Here is a 17,654-nt window from a genome sequence, read left to right as displayed (position 1 = left end):
GGTTCGGGCGGCAGCGAGTGATCAGGCCGCTGATCGGCCGGCTTCCGGACGTTCGACGCTCTGCTACGCCGCGTCCGGAATCGACGGTGCGGTCACCCGGTCACCTGATCGTGGCGCCGGTCTGCACGCTCCTGGCGTGGCGCGGTAGGGGGCGTGCGGTCACGCGGGTACCGTCGCCGTCGTGACCGCAGCCCGCACGCTCGCCACCGCGCCGGCCGCGAGCGCCCTGCCCGAGCACGTGCGTGTCGCCTTCGGTGTGCGCGACACCGCCCCACGCCCCGTGGTGTGGGCGGGACAGCGGGCCTGGCAGTGCGGCGACGTGCTGCTGCGACCGGTCTCGGACCACGTCGTCGCGGCCTGGTCGGCGACCGTCCTGGAGAACCTCGAGGTCGACGGCGTCCGGCTGGCCCGCCCGGTCCGCTCCAGCGACGGGCGCTGGGTGGTCGGCGGCTGGGCCGCATCCCGCTACGTGCCCGGCGCGCCCGAGCCCCGGCACGACGAGGTCGTGGCCGCGTCGCTGCGCCTGCACGCCGCGACGTCCACCGTGCTGCGGCCCCGGCTGCTCGACGACCGGGACGACCTGCTGTCCCGTTCGGCCGCCGCCGCGTTCGGTGAGCGCAAGCTGGACCTGCACGCGGAGACCGGTGGAAGCCTGTTCTCCGAGCTGGCCGCCTACCGGCGCACCATCCGGCTCACCCCGCAGGTCGTGCACGGCGAGCTGTTCGGCGCGATGCTGTTCGACCCGACCGGACGCCCCGCCGTGCTCGACCTCGTGCCGTTCTGGCGCCCGGCCGAGTGGGCCGCCGCCGTCGTCGTCGTGGACGCGGTCGCCTGGGGCGGTGCCGACGACGACCTGATCGAGCGCTGGTCGGAGCTGCAGGAATGGCCGCAGTCGCTGCTGCGCGCGGTGCTGTACCGGCTCGCGCTGCATGCCCAGCACCCGGACGCGACGAGCGACTCGCTGGCCGGGATCGAGCGGGTCGCCGGGCTGCTCAGCCGCCGGCTGTAACCCCGGGTAAGTACCTGCGCCCCGGCGCCACATGTCTCACAGGCTCGCGCGGGTGCGTGTGAGAGAAGTGTTGCGGGGGTGTCACGCGGGGCCATCCGGCTGAAACCGGGGCTACCTAGTGTCGTCGACGACGTGACCGTCGGCGATCAGGAGACCGATCCGTGACCACCACCGCTGCCCGCGGCAGCCGCATCGGCGGCCGTTGGATCGACCACTGGGACCCCGAGGACGAGGGGTTCTGGGAGCGCACCGGCCGGAGGATCGCGAGCCGCAACCTCTGGCAGTCGATCTTCTCCGAGCACATCGGATTCTCGGTGTGGACCATGTGGTCGGTCCTGGTCCTGTTCATGGGCCCGGAGTACGGGATCGACGCCGCCCAGAAGTTCTTCCTGGTCGCGGTGCCGACACTGGTCGGGGCGATCCTGCGCCTGCCCTACACGTTCGCCGTGGCCCGGTTCGGTGGTCGCAACTGGACGATCTTCTCCGCGACGCTGCTGATCGCCCCGCTGATCCTGGCGATGATCGTCATGGAGCCGGGTGTCTCGTACACGACGCTGCTGCTCGTCGCCGCGGTGGCCGGTGTCGGTGGCGGCAACTTCGCCTCGTCGATGGCGAACATCAACGCGTTCTACCCGGAGCGGAGCAAGGGCGCGGCGCTGGGGCTGAACGCGGGCGGCGGCAACCTCGGCGTCCCGGTGGTGCAGCTGCTGGGCCTGCTGGTGATCGCGCTGCTGGGCGCGGGGCAGCCGCGGGTGCTGATCGCGATCTACCTCCCGCTGGTCGTCGTCTCCGCCGTCCTCGCCTGGCTGCGGATGGACAACATCGCCGCCATGTCGAACGACACCGGAGCGTTCACCGAGGCGTGCCGGGACCGCCAGACCTGGATCATGTCGTTCCTCTACATCGGCACCTTCGGCTCGTTCATCGGCTACTCGTTCGCCTTCGGCCTGGTCCTGCAGAACCAGTTCGAGCGCACCCCGCTGCAGGCCGCCGCGGTCACCTTCATCGGTCCGCTGATCGGGTCGCTGATCCGCCCGGTCGGCGGCACGCTGGCCGACCGCTTCGGCGGGGCGAAGGTCACGTTGTGGAACTTCGCCGGCATGGCCGTCGCGACGGTGGTCGTCATCGCCGCCTCCGGCGCGCACTCGCTCGCCGCGTTCACGCTCGGCTTCATCGCCCTGTTCACCCTGTCCGGCCTGGGCAACGGCTCGACCTACAAGATGATCCCGGCGATCTTCAGCGGGCGGGCCCGGGTCGCGATCGCCGAGGGTGCCGACCGGGAGACCGAGCTCGCGACCGCACGCAGGCTCTCCGGTGCCGTGATCGGCATCGCCGGCGCGATCGGCGCGCTGGGCGGGCTGTTCATCAACCTGGCCTTCCGGGAGTCGTTCTCCGCGGTGCAGTCGGGCACCCCGGCGTTCTGGGCCTTCCTCGCCTTCTACCTGGCGTGCATCGGCGTCACGTGGGCGGTGTACCTGCGACCGGTACAGGCCGCCGTCCCGGGCGGCGCGGCTCCGGCGCGGGTCTGAGGCGTGGAGGCCGCTGCACACCGGACCGCGACCCACTGCCCGTACTGCGCGCTGCAGTGCGGGCAGTGGATCAGCCCGTCCGGCGAGGTGGACGCCCGCGCCGTGTACGTCAAGGAGGACAGTCCGTCCGGTGTGGGCGGGATGTGCCAGAAGGGCTGGACGTCCTCTGCACTGCTCACCCATCCGCACCGCCTGACATCTCCGCTGGTCAGGCCCTCGCGAGGTGCCGGGTTCGTGGAGACGGACTGGGGCTCGGCGCTGTCCCGGGTCGCGACAAAGCTCGCCGCACTGCGCGCCGAGCACGGCCCCGACTCGGTCGCGGTCTTCGGCGCGGGCGGGCTCACGAACGAGAAGGCCTACCTGCTCGGCAAGTTCGCCCGGGTCGCGCTGGGCACGTCGCAGATCGACTACAACGGCCGGTTCTGCATGTCCTCGGCGGCCGCGGCCGGCAACCGTGCGTTCGGTGTGGACCGCGGGATGCCGTTCCCGGTGACCGACCTGGACGACGCGGAGCTCGTCGTCCTGGCCGGCGCGAACGTCGCCGAGACGATGCCACCGCTGATGGCGCACCTGGCCGCGGCCCGGCTCGTCGTGATCGACCCTCGTCGCACCCCGACCGCGGACCGCGCGATCGCCTCCGGGGGCCTGCACCTGGCACCGCGGCCCGGCACCGATCTGGCGCTGGCACTGGGGATGCTGCACGCCGCCGTCGTCGACGGGCATGTGGACCCGTCCTACGTGGACGACCGCACGACCGGGTTCGACGACGTCTGGCGGGTCGTGTCGCAGTGGTGGCCCGAACGTGCGGAGCGGGTCTGCGGGGTGGCCGCGACGGACATGCGCACCGTGGTGCGGTGGCTGGCCGGGACGCGCCGGCGCTATGTGCTGACCGCGCGCGGCGTCGAGCAGCACGCGCACGGCGTGGACACGGTGACGGCGTGGATCAACCTGTCGCTGGCGCTCGGTCTGCCCGGGCGCCCGGGGTCGGGATTCGGCACGATCACCGGCCAGGGCAACGGGCAGGGTGGGCGGGAGCACGGCCAGAAGTCCGATCAGTTGCCGGGCTACCGGCACATCACGGACCCGGCGGCGCGGGCGCACGTCGCGTCGGTGTGGGGTGTTCCGGAGCCGTCGATCCCGGGGCCGGGACGCAGCGCCGTAGAGCTGCTCGACGCGCTCGGCCGCCCCGGTGGGCCGAAGGCGTTGCTGGTGTTCGGCTCCAACGTGCTGGTCTCCGCCCCGGACGCCCAAGCCGTCGCCGAGCGCCTGGACGCACTGGACCTGCTGGTCGTCGCGGACGTGCTGCCCGGGGAGACGGCGTCGCGGGCCGATGTGCTCCTGCCCGTGGCCCAGTGGGCCGAGGAGGAGGGCACGATGACCAACCTCGAGGGCCGGGTGCTGCGCCGCCGTCGGGCGGTCGCCCCGCCTCCGGGGGTGCGGACCGACCTGGAGGTGATCTCCGGGCTGGCCGCCGCGCTGGGCGCGCCGGGGGAGTTCCCGTCGGATCCGAGGACCGTGTTCGACGAGCTGCGCCGGGCGTCGTCCGGCGGGATCGCCGACTACACCGGCGTGTCGTACGCACGGCTGGACGCCGGCGAGGCGCTGCACTGGCCCTGCCCCGCCGAGGGCCATCCGGGGACACCGCGGCTGTTCACCGACCGGTTCGCCCACCCCGACGGCCGGGCCCGGATGGTGCCGGTCGACCACGTCGGACCGGACGAGGACGTCGACGCGGACTACCCGCTGCGCCTCACCACCGGCCGGGTGCTGGTGCACTACCAGTCCGGCGCGCAGACCCGCCGGGTCACCGAGCTGGCAGCGACCGCGCCGGAGGTGTTCGTCGAGGTGCACCCGGACACCGCCGCCCGGCACGGACTGGCCGACGGGGACCTCGCCGACGTGACCTCCCGCCGCGGGACGACGACGGCGCGGGTCCGCTGCGTGCCGTCGCTGCGCCCGGACACGGTGTTCCTGCCCTTCCACTTCGGCGGGCCGGGCGCGGCGAACAACGTCACCAACCCGGCCCTGGACCCGGTGAGCCGGATGCCGGAGTTCAAGGTCGCCGCGGTGAAGCTGGAGGCGGCGGCCCCGGCAGCCGCCGACCGCACCCGCACGACGACATCACTCCCGGCGCATCCCTGACCCTGACCGCCGTCGCCCCCGGGGCTGCCGCCGCCCTCCCCGGCCTCCGGGGGCGGCTCACGGGGTGGGGGCGCGCGGAATGAGCACCTTGTAACCCCGGGGCAATCGCGGGGCGTCTGTGCGTAACGAGCCGTTCCTACCGTCGGTCCCATGAGCAGGCACGTGGTGGTGATCGGGAACGGGATGGTCGGTGCCCGGTTCGCCGAGGAGGTCCGCCGGCGCGATCCGGACGGTGCACGGGTGTCGCTGACCGTCCTCGGCGCCGAGTCGCACCCGGCGTACAACCGGGTCCTGCTCTCCACCGTGCTCGCCGGCGGACTGCGCCCCGGGATGGTCGCGCTCCCGGCGGCCGACGGGGTCGAGGTGCACCTCGGTGTCGCCGTGACCGGGATCGACCGGGCCGCACGCGTCGTGCACGCCGACGACGGCTCCACCCACCACTACGACGAGCTGGTGCTCGCCACCGGCTGCCGGGCGTGGCTCCCGCCGGTCGACGGGCTCGGCGCCGACGGTGTCCCCGCATCCGGTGTGAGCGTCTTCCGCGACCTGGACGACTGCGAGCGCATCCTCGCCACGGCTGTGCCGGGGGCCCGGGTCGCCGTCGTCGGCGGTGGACTGCTGGGAGTGGAGGCCGCACGCGGGCTGACCGGGCGCGGGGTCGCCGTCACCCTCGTCCATCCGCGCACGCATCTCATGGAGGGCCTGCTCGACCCCGAGGCCGGCGACGTCCTCGCCGGCGCGCTGCGCGAGATCGGGATCGACGTCCGGTGCGGCGTCGGGGCCAAGGCCTGGGACCCGGCCACCGGCCTGGACTGCGACGACGGGTCCCGGATCGCCGCGGACGCCGTCGTCGTCGCCACGGGGGTCCGCGCGAACACCGTGCTCGCCGCGGACGCCGGGCTCGCGGTCGACCGCGGGATCCGTGTCGACGACCGCCTCGCGACCGACGACGGCCGGGTGCACGCCATCGGCGACTGCGCCCAGCACCCCGGCGCCGCACCGGGACTCGTGCAGTCCGGCTGGGAGCAGGCCGCCGTGCTCGCCGACCTGCTGACCGGGACCGACCCGGCCGCGCGGTACCGGGGCACCCGCCCGGTCACCCGGCTGAAGGCCCAGGGCATCGACCTCGCCGCCGTCGGGGACGTGGACGCGGGCGACGAACAGCTGCGGATCTCCGATCCGTACCGCGGCCGCTACGGGGTTCTCTCGCTGCGCGCCGACCGGGTCACCGGCGCCGTGCTCATCGGGCTGCCCGACGCGGCCGCGACGATCACCGGGCTCTACGACTCCGGTGCACCCGCCCCGTCCGACCGGCTCGCGTTGCTGCTCGGCCGGGCGCTGCCGGGCGAGGCGGCACCGGTCACCGACCCGGGCCGGCTGCCCGGCACCGCGATCGTCTGCCGCTGCAACACCGTCACCAAGAACGCACTGGTCGCCGCATGGCGTGCGGGCGCCACCGACGTCGACGCGCTGGCCCGCCGGACCCGTGCCACCACCGGTTGCGGCAGCTGCCGGGACGCCGTCTGCGGGATCCGGGACTGGCTGGGCCGCGCCGACCCCACCGCTGTCGACCTGTGGCAGGCGGACGCGGTGTGACGGGGGAGGGGCCAAGAGTCGGGCTGCTCCACATACCGGAACGCACCCGGTGTCCGAGATGGGCATCTGGCCTAGCTGGATAACTCCACAGTGTCCTGTCATCGCATACCCTGGAGGGTGATCGACGACGGTGGGGGATCGATTGAGCACGCTGAGACGAGCCTCGGACGTCCTGCGTTTCTGGCGAGCGGTCGAGTTCTTCGACCCGCAGGACGTTCCCGACGCGAGTTGGAGCGACAAAGAGCGAGTCGTCGACATCGAGCCGGATGGGCCACTACCTTGGCACTCGGACCATCCGCTCCGGAACGTCCCCTTGGATTCGAAGTACGAATGGTGCTACACCGTCTACCTCGGCCTCTATCCGACGGCGCGAGTGGTGACCGAGTTGGAACGGGTGCTCGGGCCGGAGTCGCCCCATATCCCGCGCAAGAAGGAGACGCTCTCCGCCGTCGCAGGCTTCGTCGTCGACGGCCGCGGGGTCATTGCTCCAGAGTCGTCGGTGCTGTCAGGCGCTGCCTGGGCAACCGGCCGACTCAGCTGGCCCGGGCCGACCGACAGTGGCTGGCTTGACGGGCTGGACGACGAGCAGGAAGCTCTGCGACGAGGGTTGGCTGGGTTGAGTGGTCCTGAACCACCCAGTTCCGATACGTCGGAGCCCGATTCTGCAGGTGGCAGGCCCGAAAGCCACGTCGTTGCGGTTGTCGGACGGCACTTCTCCTCGGCAGCCACCGACGCGCTCGAGGAGGGAGCGAGATCAACCGGGACAGCCGTGACCGGCGTGACCGCGGCCGCCGTTGGCGCCGTGGCCGGGCCGCTGTTCGGCGGTGTGGTCGGAGCTGTGGCAGGGAAGTTCGTCGAGAGGGTCCTCAGCCTTCGCCGTTCCGAAACGACTGGCTCCGGCGATGCCTCAGAGAAGCCGGCGACGCCGACGCGAACTCCGGCTCGCCTTGACGCGACCGCTGACTACGTCACCGCTCGCCATCTGGCCGAGTTCGTCGAGGACCTGGCGGCAGCACTCGACATCGGCGACGCGCTCGCGCCGTCCGGAATCCGGGTGAAGTGCTGGCTGCGGCTACGTCGGCCCGAGCAGCCCGATCGATCGATCGATCCACCGATGCTGAACAGCATGCTTGTTGACGATCTGGACCGGATCGCTCGGTCAGTGGGTGAAGGTGACGCGGGCCGGGCCCTGCTCGACTACCTGACCGACGACGCGGGCCTCGAGCGATCGACCCGGATCGACGTTCGCCAGGACCGTGAGACCGTCTTGGCCGCCGTGCGGCCGGAACGCAAGCCGGCGGGACGATGGCCGGAGAAGATCTCGCAGCCGCTGGTGATGGCCCAGCAGTTCGCCGTCGACGCCATTCGCGACGACCTCACCGGCGGCGAGGGCGTGTTCGCGGTGAATGGGCCGCCAGGCACCGGCAAGACCACCCTACTGCGAGACCTCGTCGCCGCGCTCGTCGTCGACCGGGCCGACGTCATGGCGAACCTCGACCGTCCCGAGCAGGCGTTCGCGGGCGAGGAGACCTATGACGACGGTGAACGGAAGCGATGGATCCACGTGTTGCGGCCGGAGCTGACCGGATTCGAGATGGTCGTTGCGACGAACGGCAACGACGCTGCTCAGAACATTACCCACGAGATTCCGGACGCGTCGGCTGTCGCCACCGAGTTCGACGCCCGAACCTACTGCGACTACTTCCCGGAACTCGCCGATGACCTGGTAGAGAAGGAGACCTGGGGACTCGTCGCTGCAGCGCTCGGTAAGAGGGGGAACAACCGCAAGTTCACCAGCAGGGTCGTCTGGGGGGACGGCCCTCCACGACGAGCTGGATGTCCGGACCCTCCTCGGCGTACGGGCCTCAAGAACTGGTTGGATGAGTCCGAGCCGGGATTGTCTTGGACCGATTCCGTGAAACGATACCGCTCGGCGCGCCGTGAGGTCGACGAGCTGGTCCGTCGGCAGGTCAGCATCGTCGCCGCTCACGACCGCGTTGCGGTACGCCGGAGTCGAGTAGAGGTGATCGAGCGCGAGCGGCGAGAGGTTGACGAGGAGTTGGCCGTTCAACGCGGTAATGAGCAACGCCACCGCGCCCGTTTCGACACGATCTGCAAGCGTCTGGTCCGGCTGGATGCCGATCTCGACCGACAGAGTGCGGAACGGCCTGGTTTCTGGGATGCGCTCTTCACCGTTTGGCGAGTTCGGCGTCGATGGCTGGAAGAGCGTGCCGAGCTGATTGCGCGCCACCGGGAGCTACGCGATACGCAGGACCGCGTCGAGCGCGGGCTGGAACGGGCAGCTGAGGCGGTGCAAGGCCTTATAGAAGTGCTGGCGAACCTGGATCGGGAGCGCGAAGTATGCTTGGTCGCTCTCGCCCGAGACGAGGACCTGCTGGCCAGTAGCGGGCTGCGCGCGCCGGATCCGCTTGCGGACGAGGACACCTTCGAGATGACGGCCCCCTGGGCCGACGGGGACCTCGATGCGGCGCGATCCCGCTTGTTCCTTGCTGCACTGAAGCTCCACAAGGCATTTCTCCGGACGGCCTCTCGGCAGTTGACACGGATGCTCATGACAGCAAGCCGGGTGCTCGGCGGCGATCGATCCCTCCCACGGCCTGTCGTACGTGCGGCGTGGCAGGCGTTGTTCCTCGTCGTCCCGGTCGTATCGACCACGTTCGCCTCGCTACCGCGGCTCTTCCACGGGCTCGGCCGAAACGATCTCGGGTGGCTGCTCGTTGACGAGGCGGGACAAGCCACACCGCAGGCGGTCGTCGGCGGGCTGGCGCGCTGCCGACGAGCCGTCATCATCGGCGATCCGATGCAGCTGGAGCCGATCGTGTCACTTCCCGTTCCCGCGCAGCGCGCACTCGCCCGGCACTACGGCGTCGACGAGCAGTGGCTGCCGGACCGGCGATCCGCGCAAACTGCCGCCGACCGCGTCAACCGATTCGGTACCGCGGCCCCGCCCGGTGATCCGACGGCTGTGGACCCGGGGCCCGACTGGGTCGGGGCGCCCTTGCGGGTCCACCGTCGCTGCGATCGCCTGATGTTCGATATCTGTAACGAGATCGCTTACGCCCACGCTCCGATGGTCTTCGGCACCCTTCGAAAGGACCCCTCGTTCCCTCGACCGAGCATGTGGTTCGACGTTCGGGGCGAGGCGCAGGGCAATGTCGTCGATGCCGAGCTGGACCAGCTGGTGGCCGTCGTCGGTGCACTGCTGCGGCTCAGCATCGGCGCCGAGCAGATCCGGGTGATCACGCCGTTCACGGACGTGCGGCGGGACGCCCGCAGCCGGGTGCAGAAGGAGGTGAAGGTCGGCACCCTCCACTCGGTGCAGGGAACGGAGGCCGACGTCGTCATTCTGGTCCTCGGCGGAGGTACGGAGGGCGCGCGCAAGTGGGCGGCCGAGACCCCGAATCTGCTCAACGTGGCCGTCTCCCGAGCGCGCCAGTGTCTGTGCGTGATCGGAGACCGGCAGAGCTGGTCCGCGCTCCCGTACTTCTCGACCGCGGCTCGCATGTTGCCGGTCCGTGAAGGCTCGTCGACGTAACGGTGGACCTGTCACGCAGGGCCGACCATGCTGAGCGGACCGGAACTCACGGTCCTGGTCTCTGCTGAATGAGGACCTCGTAACGCCCATGCAACCGAGGGCCGTCCCAGCGTAACTCCGCTTTCCTACCGTCGTGGCGATCGATCGTTGCGAAGGGGTTGCGCATGAGCCGTCTGGTCGTCGTCGGGAACGGGATGGTCGGGCACCGGCTGGTGTCGGCGCTGCGCGATCGCGACACCGGCGGGGTCTGGGAGATCACCGTCCTCGGCGAGGAGGCCCGTCGCGCCTACGACCGGGTCGCGCTGTCGTCCTACGTGGACGGTGTCTCCGAGCAGGAGCTGCGCCTCGACGACGAGGACCTGCGCGACGACCCGCTGGTCACCCACCACCTGGGCGACGCCGTCGCGCGGATCGACCGGGACGCCCGCCGGGTCACGACGGTCTCGGGGCGGACCGTGGACTACGACGCGCTGGTGCTCGCCACCGGCTCGTACCCGTTCGTCCCGCCGGTCGAGGGGCGCGACCTCCCGGGGTGCTTCGTCTACCGCACCCTCGACGACCTCGACGCGATCACGGAGGCGGCCGCCGCCGCGGTGGCGACCACCGCGCCGGGACGGCGGTCCGCGGTCGTCGTCGGGGGCGGGCTGCTCGGGCTGGAGGCCGCGCGGGCGATGCGGTCGCTCGGGCTGTCGCCGCAGGTCGTCGAGATCGCGCCGCGGCTGATGCCGGCCCAGGTCGACGAGGGCGGCGGGGCGCTGTTGCGCACGCTCGTCGCCGACCAGGGCATCGCGGTGCGCACCGGGGTCTCACTGACCGGGGTGGCCCGAGATCGGGGCCGGCTGGTCGCGACGCTGTCCGACGGCGTCGAGCTGGACGCCGACGTCGTCGTCTTCTCCGCCGGCATCCGCGCCGCCGACCGGCTCGCCCGCGACTGCGGCCTGCCCGTCGCCGACCGCGGCGGGGTGCTCGTCGACGACCGCTGCCGCACCGTCGACGACGCCGTGTGGGCGATCGGGGAGTGCGCCGCGCTGGAGGGGCGCACCTACGGCCTCGTCGCGCCCGGGTACGCGATGGCCGAGGTCGTCGCGGACCGCCTGCTCGGCGGACCGGCGCGGATGACGCCCGAGGAGCTCGACATGTCCACCCGGCTCAAGCTGCTGGGTGTCGACGTCGCCAGCTTCGGTGACGCGCACGCCTCCACCGAGGGCGCGCTGGAGATCGTCGTCGACGATCCGGTCGCCCGGACGTATTCGAAGCTCGTCGTCTCCGACGACGCCTCTACCCTGCTCGGCGGGGTGCTGGTCGGCGACGCGTCCCGGTACGGCGCGTTGCGCCCGCTGGTCGGCGCGCGGCTCCCGGACGACCCGGTCACGTTGATCTCGAAGGGCGGTGCCGAGCCGGATGCGTCCGCATTGGCGGACTCCGCGCAGATCTGCTCCTGCAACGCGGTCACCAAGGGCGACCTCTGCGCGGCGATCGACGGCGGCGCGCACGACGTGCCGGCGCTGAAGGCCTGCACCCGCGCCGGAACCACCTGCGGATCCTGCGTCCCGACGCTGAAGCGGATCCTCGAACAGCAGGGCGTCGAGGTCTCGCGGGCCCTGTGCGAGCACTTCGACCACTCCCGCGCCGAGCTGTTCCAGATCGTCGCCGGGGCCGGGATCACGTCGTTCTCGGACCTGATCGCCGGGCACGGTCGCGGCACCGGATGCGACATCTGCAAGCCGGTCGTCGCCTCGGTCCTCGCCACCCTCCACAACGAGCACGTCCTCGACGGCGAGCGGGCGTCGCTGCAGGACACCAACGACCACTTCCTGGCGAACCTGCAGCGCAACGGCACCTACTCGGTCGTCCCACGCATCGCCGGCGGCGAGGTGACACCCGAGGGGCTGATCGTCATCGGCGAGGTCGCCCGCGACTTCGGGCTATACACGAAGATCACCGGTGGCCAGCGGATCGACATGTTCGGCGCCCGGGTCGAGGACCTGCCGGCGATCTGGAGGCGCCTGGTCGATGCGGGCTTCGAGTCGGGGCACGCGTACGGGAAGTCGCTGCGCACCGTGAAATCCTGCGTCGGGACGACCTGGTGCCGCTACGGGGTGCAGGACGCGGTCTCGCTGGCCGTCGAGCTGGAGCTGCGCTACCGGGGGCTCCGCTCGCCGCACAAGCTCAAGTCCGGTGTCTCGGGCTGCGCGCGCGAGTGCGCCGAGGCCCGGTCGAAGGACTTCGGGGTGATCGCCACCGAGACCGGCTGGAACCTCTACGTCGGCGGCAACGGCGGCTTCACCCCACGGCACGCCGAGCTGCTGGTCGCCGACGTCGACACCGCGACGCTGATCCGGACCATCGACCGGTTCCTGATGTTCTACGTCCGCACCGCCGACCGGCTGCAGCGCACCGCGCCGTGGATCGAGTCCCTGGAAGGCGGCCTGGACCACCTGCGGTCGGTGATCGTCGACGACGTGCTCGGCATCTGCGCGGAGCTGGACGCGGCGATGCACCGGCACGTGGAGTCCTACGCCGACGAGTGGGTCGGCGTGCTGAACGACCCGGCGAAGCTCTCCCGCTTCGTCTCCTTCGTCAACGCGCCCGAGACGCCCGACCCGGCGATCCGGTTCGTACAGGAGCGGGGCCAGCCGATCCCCGCTCCCGCCCGGCCGGGCGAACCCGTCCTCATCGGCCTCCCGGAGGTGTCCCCGCGATGACCGCCCAGCTGGACGTACGTGCCGGCCCGCCCGCCCGCACCGGAGAGGAACCCACCGGCTGGCTGACCGTCTGCACGGTGGAGCGGTTGCTGCCCGGGCGCGGCGCCGCCGCGCTGGTCGGCGACGTCCAGGTGGCCCTGTTCCGCCTCGCCGACGGCTCGCTGCACGCGGTCGGCAACATCGACCCGTTCACCGGCGCCGGCGTGGTGTCCCGGGGGCTGGTCGGCGACCGGGCCGGGGAACCGACCGTCGCCTCGCCGATCCACAAGCAGGTCTTCGCGCTGCGCGACGGCCGCTGTCTGGACGACGAGAATGTGAGCCTCCCCGCGTTCGCCGTCCGGGTCGTGGGCGGGAACGTGCAGGTCGGGATACGGTGAGCTCGGATGCTGTCGACGCACCCGGGCTCCCCGCCGCCCCGCGGCCGATGGCGACCGTCCGGAGGAACGGAGGACGGGTGACCCGATCCGCCGCACAGGACACCGCAGCCGGGACCGGTGCAGCGTCCGACACACAGCCCGTCCCGCCGCTCGCCGGGTTCACCGTCGGGATCACCGCGGCCCGGCGCGCCGAAGAGTTCGCCACGATGCTGGAACGTCGTGGAGCAGTGGTCCAGCACGGCCCGGCGCTGCGGATCGTCGGGCTCTCCGACGACGAGCGCCTGGAGACGCGGACCCGCGAGCTCGTCGCCGCACCACCCGACATCACCGTCGCCACCACCGGGATCGGCTATCGCGGCTGGATCGAGGCCGCCGACGGCTGGGGTCTCGGTGAGGAACTCCTCGCCGCGCTCGGCCGGTCCGAGATGCTGGCCCGGGGGCCGAAGGCGCGCGGTGCGATCCGGGCGTCGGGTCTGGTCGACACCTGGTCGCCGGAGTCCGAATCCACCGCGGAGGTGCTGGAGTACCTGCTCGAACGCGGTGTCGAGGGCCGGCGGATCGCCGTGCAGCTGCACGGGGAGCCGCTGCCCGACGTCGTCGAGGCGCTCGAGCTGGCCGGCGCCGAGGTCGTCACCGTGCCGGTCTACCGGTGGGCGCCGCCGGTCGACATCGGACCGCTCGACCGGCTGATCGACACCACGCTCGCCGGCGGGATCGACGTCCTGTCGTTCACCAGCGCGCCCGCCGCGGCCGGGATCCTCGCCCGCGCCGCCGAACGGGGCCTGCGCGAGGACCTGCTGACCGCGCTGCGCGGACCGGTGCTGGCACTGTGCGTCGGACCGGTCACGGCGGCGCCGCTGGAGAGCCTGGACGTGCCGACCGTGCAGCCACAGCGCTCCCGGCTCGGCGCGATGGTGCGGACCTGCGAGTCGGCCGCGCCGGCCAGGGCCCGCCGGCTCCCGATCGCCGGGCACCTGCTGGAACTGCGCGGGCACGCCGTCGTCGTCGACGGCCGGTTGTGTCCGCTGCCGCCGACACCGATGGCACTGCTGCGGGTGCTGGCTCGTCGCCCCGGACGGGTGGTGTCGCGCGCCGAGCTGCTCGCAGCCCAGGGCGGGGCCGGTGACGAGCACGCCGTCGAGAACTCCATCGGCCGGCTGCGCGCCGCGCTCGGTGTCCCCGGGCTGGTGCAGACCGTGGTCCGCCGCGGCTACCGGCTCGCGCTGGAGCCCGGGCACGACGGGCATTGCGCGGACGTCCCGGAGGACGATCGGTGAGCCGTCCGGACTCCGCGCTGCCGCTGCTGCTCGTGGCGCACGGGTCGCGGTCCGACGCCGCCGACGCCGTCATCCGGTCGCTGGCCTCGGCCGTCGCGGCCCACGGGCCGCAGGTGGAGGTCTGCTACGTCGACGTCCGCGGCCCGACGGTCGCCGAGGCCGTCCGCTCGCTACGGGAGCGCGGGCACGACGGCGCCGTGATCGTCCCGGCGTTCCTCGCCGCCGGCTACCACGTGCGCACCGACCTGCCCGCGCAGCTCGCCGAGGCCGGCGCCGACCCGCTCCGGTTCCGCACGACCCCCGCCATGGGGCCCGACCCGCTCCTGGCGGCGGCCGCGCTGGACCGGCTGCGTACCGCCGGGTACCGCGACGGGGACGCCGTCGTGCTGGCGGCCACCGGCTCCTCCGACCCGTACGCGGTCGACCAGGTCCGGCAGGCCGGCGGAATGCTGTCCTCGCTGGTCGGGCGGCGGGTCCGCGTCGGGTTCGCCGCAACCGGGACGCCGACCGTGGCCGCGCTGGTCGAGGGCATGCGCGGCGCCGGGGCGGGCCGGGTGGCGGTGGCGTCCTGGCTGCTCGCGCCCGGCGTGTTCCAGGACCGGGTACGCGAATCCGGCGCGGACGTCGTCGCGGACGCGCTGGGTGTGCACGACGACGTCGTGCGGGCGCTGCTGGACCGCTACACCGCCGGCGCGGCGGAAATCGAACGCGCCGCTTGAGCGGTGCGCGGCAGGATCGCATGGTGATCGACGCCGACCTGGTCGCGCGGCTGCGCGCGGCCGGCTGCGTGTTCGCCGAGGACGAGGCCGCGCTGCTCGCCGCAGCCGCCACCGGAGCCGCGCGCGACGACCTGGTCCGCCGGAGGATCGCCGGGGAACCGCTCGAGCACCTGCTCGGCTGGGTCGCGTTCGACGGTCTCCGGGTGCGGGTGGCGCCCGGGGTGTTCGTCCCGCGCCGCCGCTCCGAGGGGCTCGTGCACGCGGCGGTCGCCGAGCTGCACCCCGGCGCGGTCGTGGTCGACCTCTGCTGCGGCTGCGGGGCGCTCGGTCTTGCGATCGCCCGCCGGGTCCCGGTGGAGCTGCACGCTGCCGACGTCGACCCGGCCGCCACCGTCTGTGCCGCGACCAACCTCGCCGGGACCGCAACGGTGCACACCGGGGACCTGTTCGACGCGCTGCCGCCGTCGCTGCGCGGCCGGGTCGACGTGCTCGTCGCGAACACCCCGTACGTCCCGGCCGCCGCGGTCGCGGACATGCCGCCCGAGGCCCGCGACCACGAACCGCGCAGCGCTCTGGACGGGGGCGACGACGGCCTCGATCCCGCCCGCCGGGTCGCCGCGGGCGCGTCGGCGTGGCTCGCACCCGGCGGGACACTGCTGATCGAGACGAGCCGTGCCCAGGCACCCGTGCTGGAGGAGGCGTTCGCCCGGCACGGGCTGGAGCCCTCGACCGGGACCGACGACGAGCGCGACGCGACCTGGGTCGCAGGGCGTGCGTCGCGCTGACCTGCGCGGACTCCGTGGCGCGCCGCGGAGGACGGGGGCGTTCTCGCGTCGCTTTGCTCTGCTCACCGTGACGCACCACCGCCCTCGCCGGCGGCGGTCGGCCGGTCCAGGTCGGCCCCGGGGAGGAGCGGTCACGCCATCCAGGCCACCGCCGCGAGCAGGGCGCCACCCAGCAGCACCACCGCGCCGTCACCGATCCTGCGCCACCCGCCGGAGCCGGCCGGCAGGACGGGCCACCGCCGCAGCCCCAGCACCGCGCAGGCCACCCATCCCGCGGCGAGAGCGGCCCACACCGCACCCGGCACCACCGCCCACGGCCCCTGGGTCAGGAGCAGGACCAGCGCGGAACCGCCGAGGAGTACGGCGCCGACCAGTCGTGTCCGGCTGCCCGTGCGCAGCAGGGAGACGGCCGAGCCGACGAGCATCAGCAGGCCGATCGCCGCCGTCACCCAGATCGCGGGTGCGGTCGCCGGGCCGGTGGTGGACGACGTGTCCAGCAGCAGCGCCATGCCCTGCTCGTCGACCCAGCGGTCGGTGTTGTTCAGGACGACGACGGCCTCGCCGCGCTCCCGGTCGAGAACCAGCAGCGCGCGATGCCCGCCGGTGCCGCCGTTGTGCCAGGTCACGGTGCGGTCGCCGACCTCGGTGACGTGCCAGGCCAGGCCGATCTCCCCGGACCCCCCGGCCGGGGCGATCGGTTCGAGAGCGGCCGTACCCGGGGCCCGCCCGGCGAGCACCGCCTCGGCGAACCGCGCCAGATCGGTGACGGTCGTGGTGGCCGACGTCCCCGACGGCGCGAAGCCCTCGCCCCACCAGGACGGCGCCCGCCATCCGTTCGACAGCATCGGCACGACGGCCGGATCGGGGCCGTCGACGGTGATCCGGGTCGCGGTCATGCCGAGCGGGTCCAGCAGCCGCGTGCGCAGCAGCGTGGGCCAGTCCGGTGCGCCTGCCGCGCGCGCCTCGGCGTGCCCGAGCAGCGACATGCCGAGGTTGGAGTAGGCGTAGGTGCCGTGCTCGCCGAGCGGGGTGGCGCGTGCGTCGTCGATCAGCTGGGCTGTAGGGACGCCGTAGGGGTTCTCGTGCGCCAGGACCGGCCCGACGGACGCGGCGGCGGTGGCGGGCGGGACCGACGGTAGGCCGGACGAGTGCGTGGCCAGTTCCTGCAGCGTCACCGACCCGGCGGGTGACCCGCCCAGCTCCGGGAGCCAGGTCCCGAGCCGGTCGGTGAGCCGGAGCTCGCCGCGCTCGATGCCGTCGGCCAGCAGCATCCCGGTGAAGGTCTTGACGATCGAGCCGGGTTCGTAGCGGGTGTCCGGGCCGGGGACGACGCCGGTGTCCCCGAGGCCGGCGACGGCGACGGCGCCGTCCCGCACCCGGGCGGCGGTGACGGCGCCGAACCCCCGCGGGTCCCCGAACGCCCGCTCGAGGTCCGCGGCCAGCTCCGGATCACCGGACGGCTCGTCGGCACGCGGCTCGTGCGGTCCGACGGCCAGGCCCAGCAACAGACCACCCACCAGCGCCGCGGACACGAGCAGCACGCCCCGGCGCCGCGCCCCGGCCGGTGTGGCGGGCGGGATGGCAGGCGCGGCGGTCCGCGCGGTGTCCGTCATGGTGTCGATAGTACGTAACTACGGAATTACGTACAAGCGTCAACGGCGACGGTGCTCCCGGGGCAGCCGCCCGTCCACCATCAGGATCCCCTCGGCGCGCAGCCGGGCCGCTTGCTCGGCCGCGAGGTGCGGGGCGGCCCGGCCGTCCGAGCGCAGCACCCGGTGCCAGGGCAGGTCACCGCCGTCCTCGGCGAGGATCCGCCCGACCAGCCGGGCCGAGCGCAGGCCGGCGAGCTCGGCCACCTCGCCGTAGCTGAGCGTCTGACCGGGCGGGATCGACGCGATGACGTCCCGCACCCGTTCCACCGTCTCGGAGTCCACACCCGGATCCTCGTCCCGGCCGGGG

General features: G+C 73.0%; 12 protein-coding genes. 10 read left to right on the top strand and 2 right to left on the bottom strand.

What is annotated here, in order from left to right; genetic code table 11:
- The first annotated feature begins 181 nt into the window (after positions 1 to 181).
- The 10 genes from JOF36_RS32045 to JOF36_RS32000 all read left to right on the top strand — a co-directional run bounded on the left by JOF36_RS32045 (position 182) and on the right by JOF36_RS32000 (position 15,695).
- Positions 182 to 1,009 carry a TIGR02569 family protein gene (locus JOF36_RS32045; protein WP_210034286.1) on the top strand — a complete coding sequence of 276 codons (828 nt, stop codon included), beginning with the start codon at positions 182 to 184 and terminating at the stop codon, positions 1,007 to 1,009.
- A gap of 161 nt (positions 1,010 to 1,170) precedes the next feature.
- Positions 1,171 to 2,538: a nitrate/nitrite transporter gene (locus JOF36_RS32040; protein WP_307862694.1), complete on the top strand. Its 1,368-nt coding sequence runs from the start codon at positions 1,171 to 1,173 to the stop codon at positions 2,536 to 2,538.
- Positions 2,539 to 2,541: 3 nt separating this feature from the next.
- Positions 2,542 to 4,680, top strand: coding sequence for a molybdopterin oxidoreductase family protein (locus JOF36_RS32035; RefSeq protein ID WP_372447430.1), 2,139 nt, complete (start codon positions 2,542 to 2,544; stop codon positions 4,678 to 4,680).
- Between the two features lie 150 nt (positions 4,681 to 4,830).
- Complete coding sequence (locus JOF36_RS32030) at positions 4,831 to 6,276, top strand: FAD-dependent oxidoreductase (RefSeq protein ID WP_210034285.1); 1,446 nt, start codon at positions 4,831 to 4,833, stop codon at positions 6,274 to 6,276.
- Between the two features lie 313 nt (positions 6,277 to 6,589).
- Positions 6,590 to 9,832 carry a DEAD/DEAH box helicase gene (locus JOF36_RS32025; RefSeq protein WP_210034284.1) on the top strand — a complete coding sequence of 1,081 codons (3,243 nt, stop codon included), beginning with the start codon at positions 6,590 to 6,592 and terminating at the stop codon, positions 9,830 to 9,832.
- A gap of 164 nt (positions 9,833 to 9,996) precedes the next feature.
- Positions 9,997 to 12,537, top strand: coding sequence for a nitrite reductase large subunit NirB (gene nirB, locus JOF36_RS32020; protein ID WP_210034283.1), 2,541 nt, complete (start codon positions 9,997 to 9,999; stop codon positions 12,535 to 12,537).
- Positions 12,534 to 12,914, top strand: a complete 381-nt coding sequence (gene nirD, locus JOF36_RS32015) for a nitrite reductase small subunit NirD (RefSeq protein ID WP_210034281.1) — start codon at positions 12,534 to 12,536, stop codon at positions 12,912 to 12,914. Before nirB ends, nirD begins: the two co-directional genes overlap by 4 nt.
- A 77-nt stretch (positions 12,915 to 12,991) precedes the next feature.
- Complete coding sequence (locus tag JOF36_RS32010; RefSeq protein ID WP_307862693.1) at positions 12,992 to 14,191, top strand: uroporphyrinogen-III synthase; 1,200 nt, start codon at positions 12,992 to 12,994, stop codon at positions 14,189 to 14,191.
- The gene (locus JOF36_RS32005) at positions 14,188 to 14,910 is read left to right on the top strand and encodes a sirohydrochlorin chelatase (protein WP_210034279.1); all 723 of its coding nucleotides are present in this window, start codon (positions 14,188 to 14,190) and stop codon (positions 14,908 to 14,910) included. The genes JOF36_RS32010 and JOF36_RS32005 overlap by 4 nt, the downstream gene beginning before the upstream one ends.
- A gap of 20 nt (positions 14,911 to 14,930) precedes the next feature.
- Positions 14,931 to 15,695 (top strand): putative protein N(5)-glutamine methyltransferase, encoded by a 765-nt coding sequence (locus JOF36_RS32000; RefSeq protein ID WP_210034277.1) that lies wholly within the window; start codon positions 14,931 to 14,933, stop codon positions 15,693 to 15,695.
- A 131-nt stretch (positions 15,696 to 15,826) separates the two neighbouring features.
- Here the strand turns inward: JOF36_RS32000 and JOF36_RS31995 are convergent, their stop codons facing one another.
- Together JOF36_RS31995 and JOF36_RS31990 are read right to left on the bottom strand one after the other, a co-directional pair.
- Positions 15,827 to 17,308, bottom strand: coding sequence for a serine hydrolase domain-containing protein (locus JOF36_RS31995; protein WP_210034275.1), 1,482 nt, complete (start codon positions 17,306 to 17,308; stop codon positions 15,827 to 15,829).
- Between the two features lie 39 nt (positions 17,309 to 17,347).
- On the bottom strand, positions 17,348 to 17,629 hold the full coding sequence (locus JOF36_RS31990) for an MGMT family protein (protein ID WP_210034266.1): 282 nt from the start codon (positions 17,627 to 17,629) through the stop codon (positions 17,348 to 17,350).
- Positions 17,630 to 17,654: the final 25 nt, after the last annotated feature.

The organism is Pseudonocardia parietis, assembly GCF_017876315.1.
GTDB classification, from domain to species: domain Bacteria; phylum Actinomycetota; class Actinomycetes; order Mycobacteriales; family Pseudonocardiaceae; genus Pseudonocardia; species Pseudonocardia parietis.
Note: the sequence above shows the minus strand (reverse complement) of the source record. Positions and strands in the feature narration are given on the sequence as shown.

Excerpts from the sequence above, each read along its gene's own strand:
- JOF36_RS32000 (WP_210034277.1), top strand. The coding sequence starts at position 14,931 with ATGGTGATCGACGCCGACCTGGTCGCGCGGCTGCGCGCGGCCGGCTGC.
- JOF36_RS31995 (WP_210034275.1), bottom strand. The coding sequence starts at position 17,308 with ATGACGGACACCGCGCGGACCGCCGCGCCTGCCATCCCGCCCGCCACA.
- JOF36_RS32030 (WP_210034285.1), top strand. The coding sequence starts at position 4,831 with ATGAGCAGGCACGTGGTGGTGATCGGGAACGGGATGGTCGGTGCCCGG.
- nirD (WP_210034281.1), top strand. The coding sequence starts at position 12,534 with ATGACCGCCCAGCTGGACGTACGTGCCGGCCCGCCCGCCCGCACCGGA.
- nirB (WP_210034283.1), top strand. The coding sequence starts at position 9,997 with ATGAGCCGTCTGGTCGTCGTCGGGAACGGGATGGTCGGGCACCGGCTG.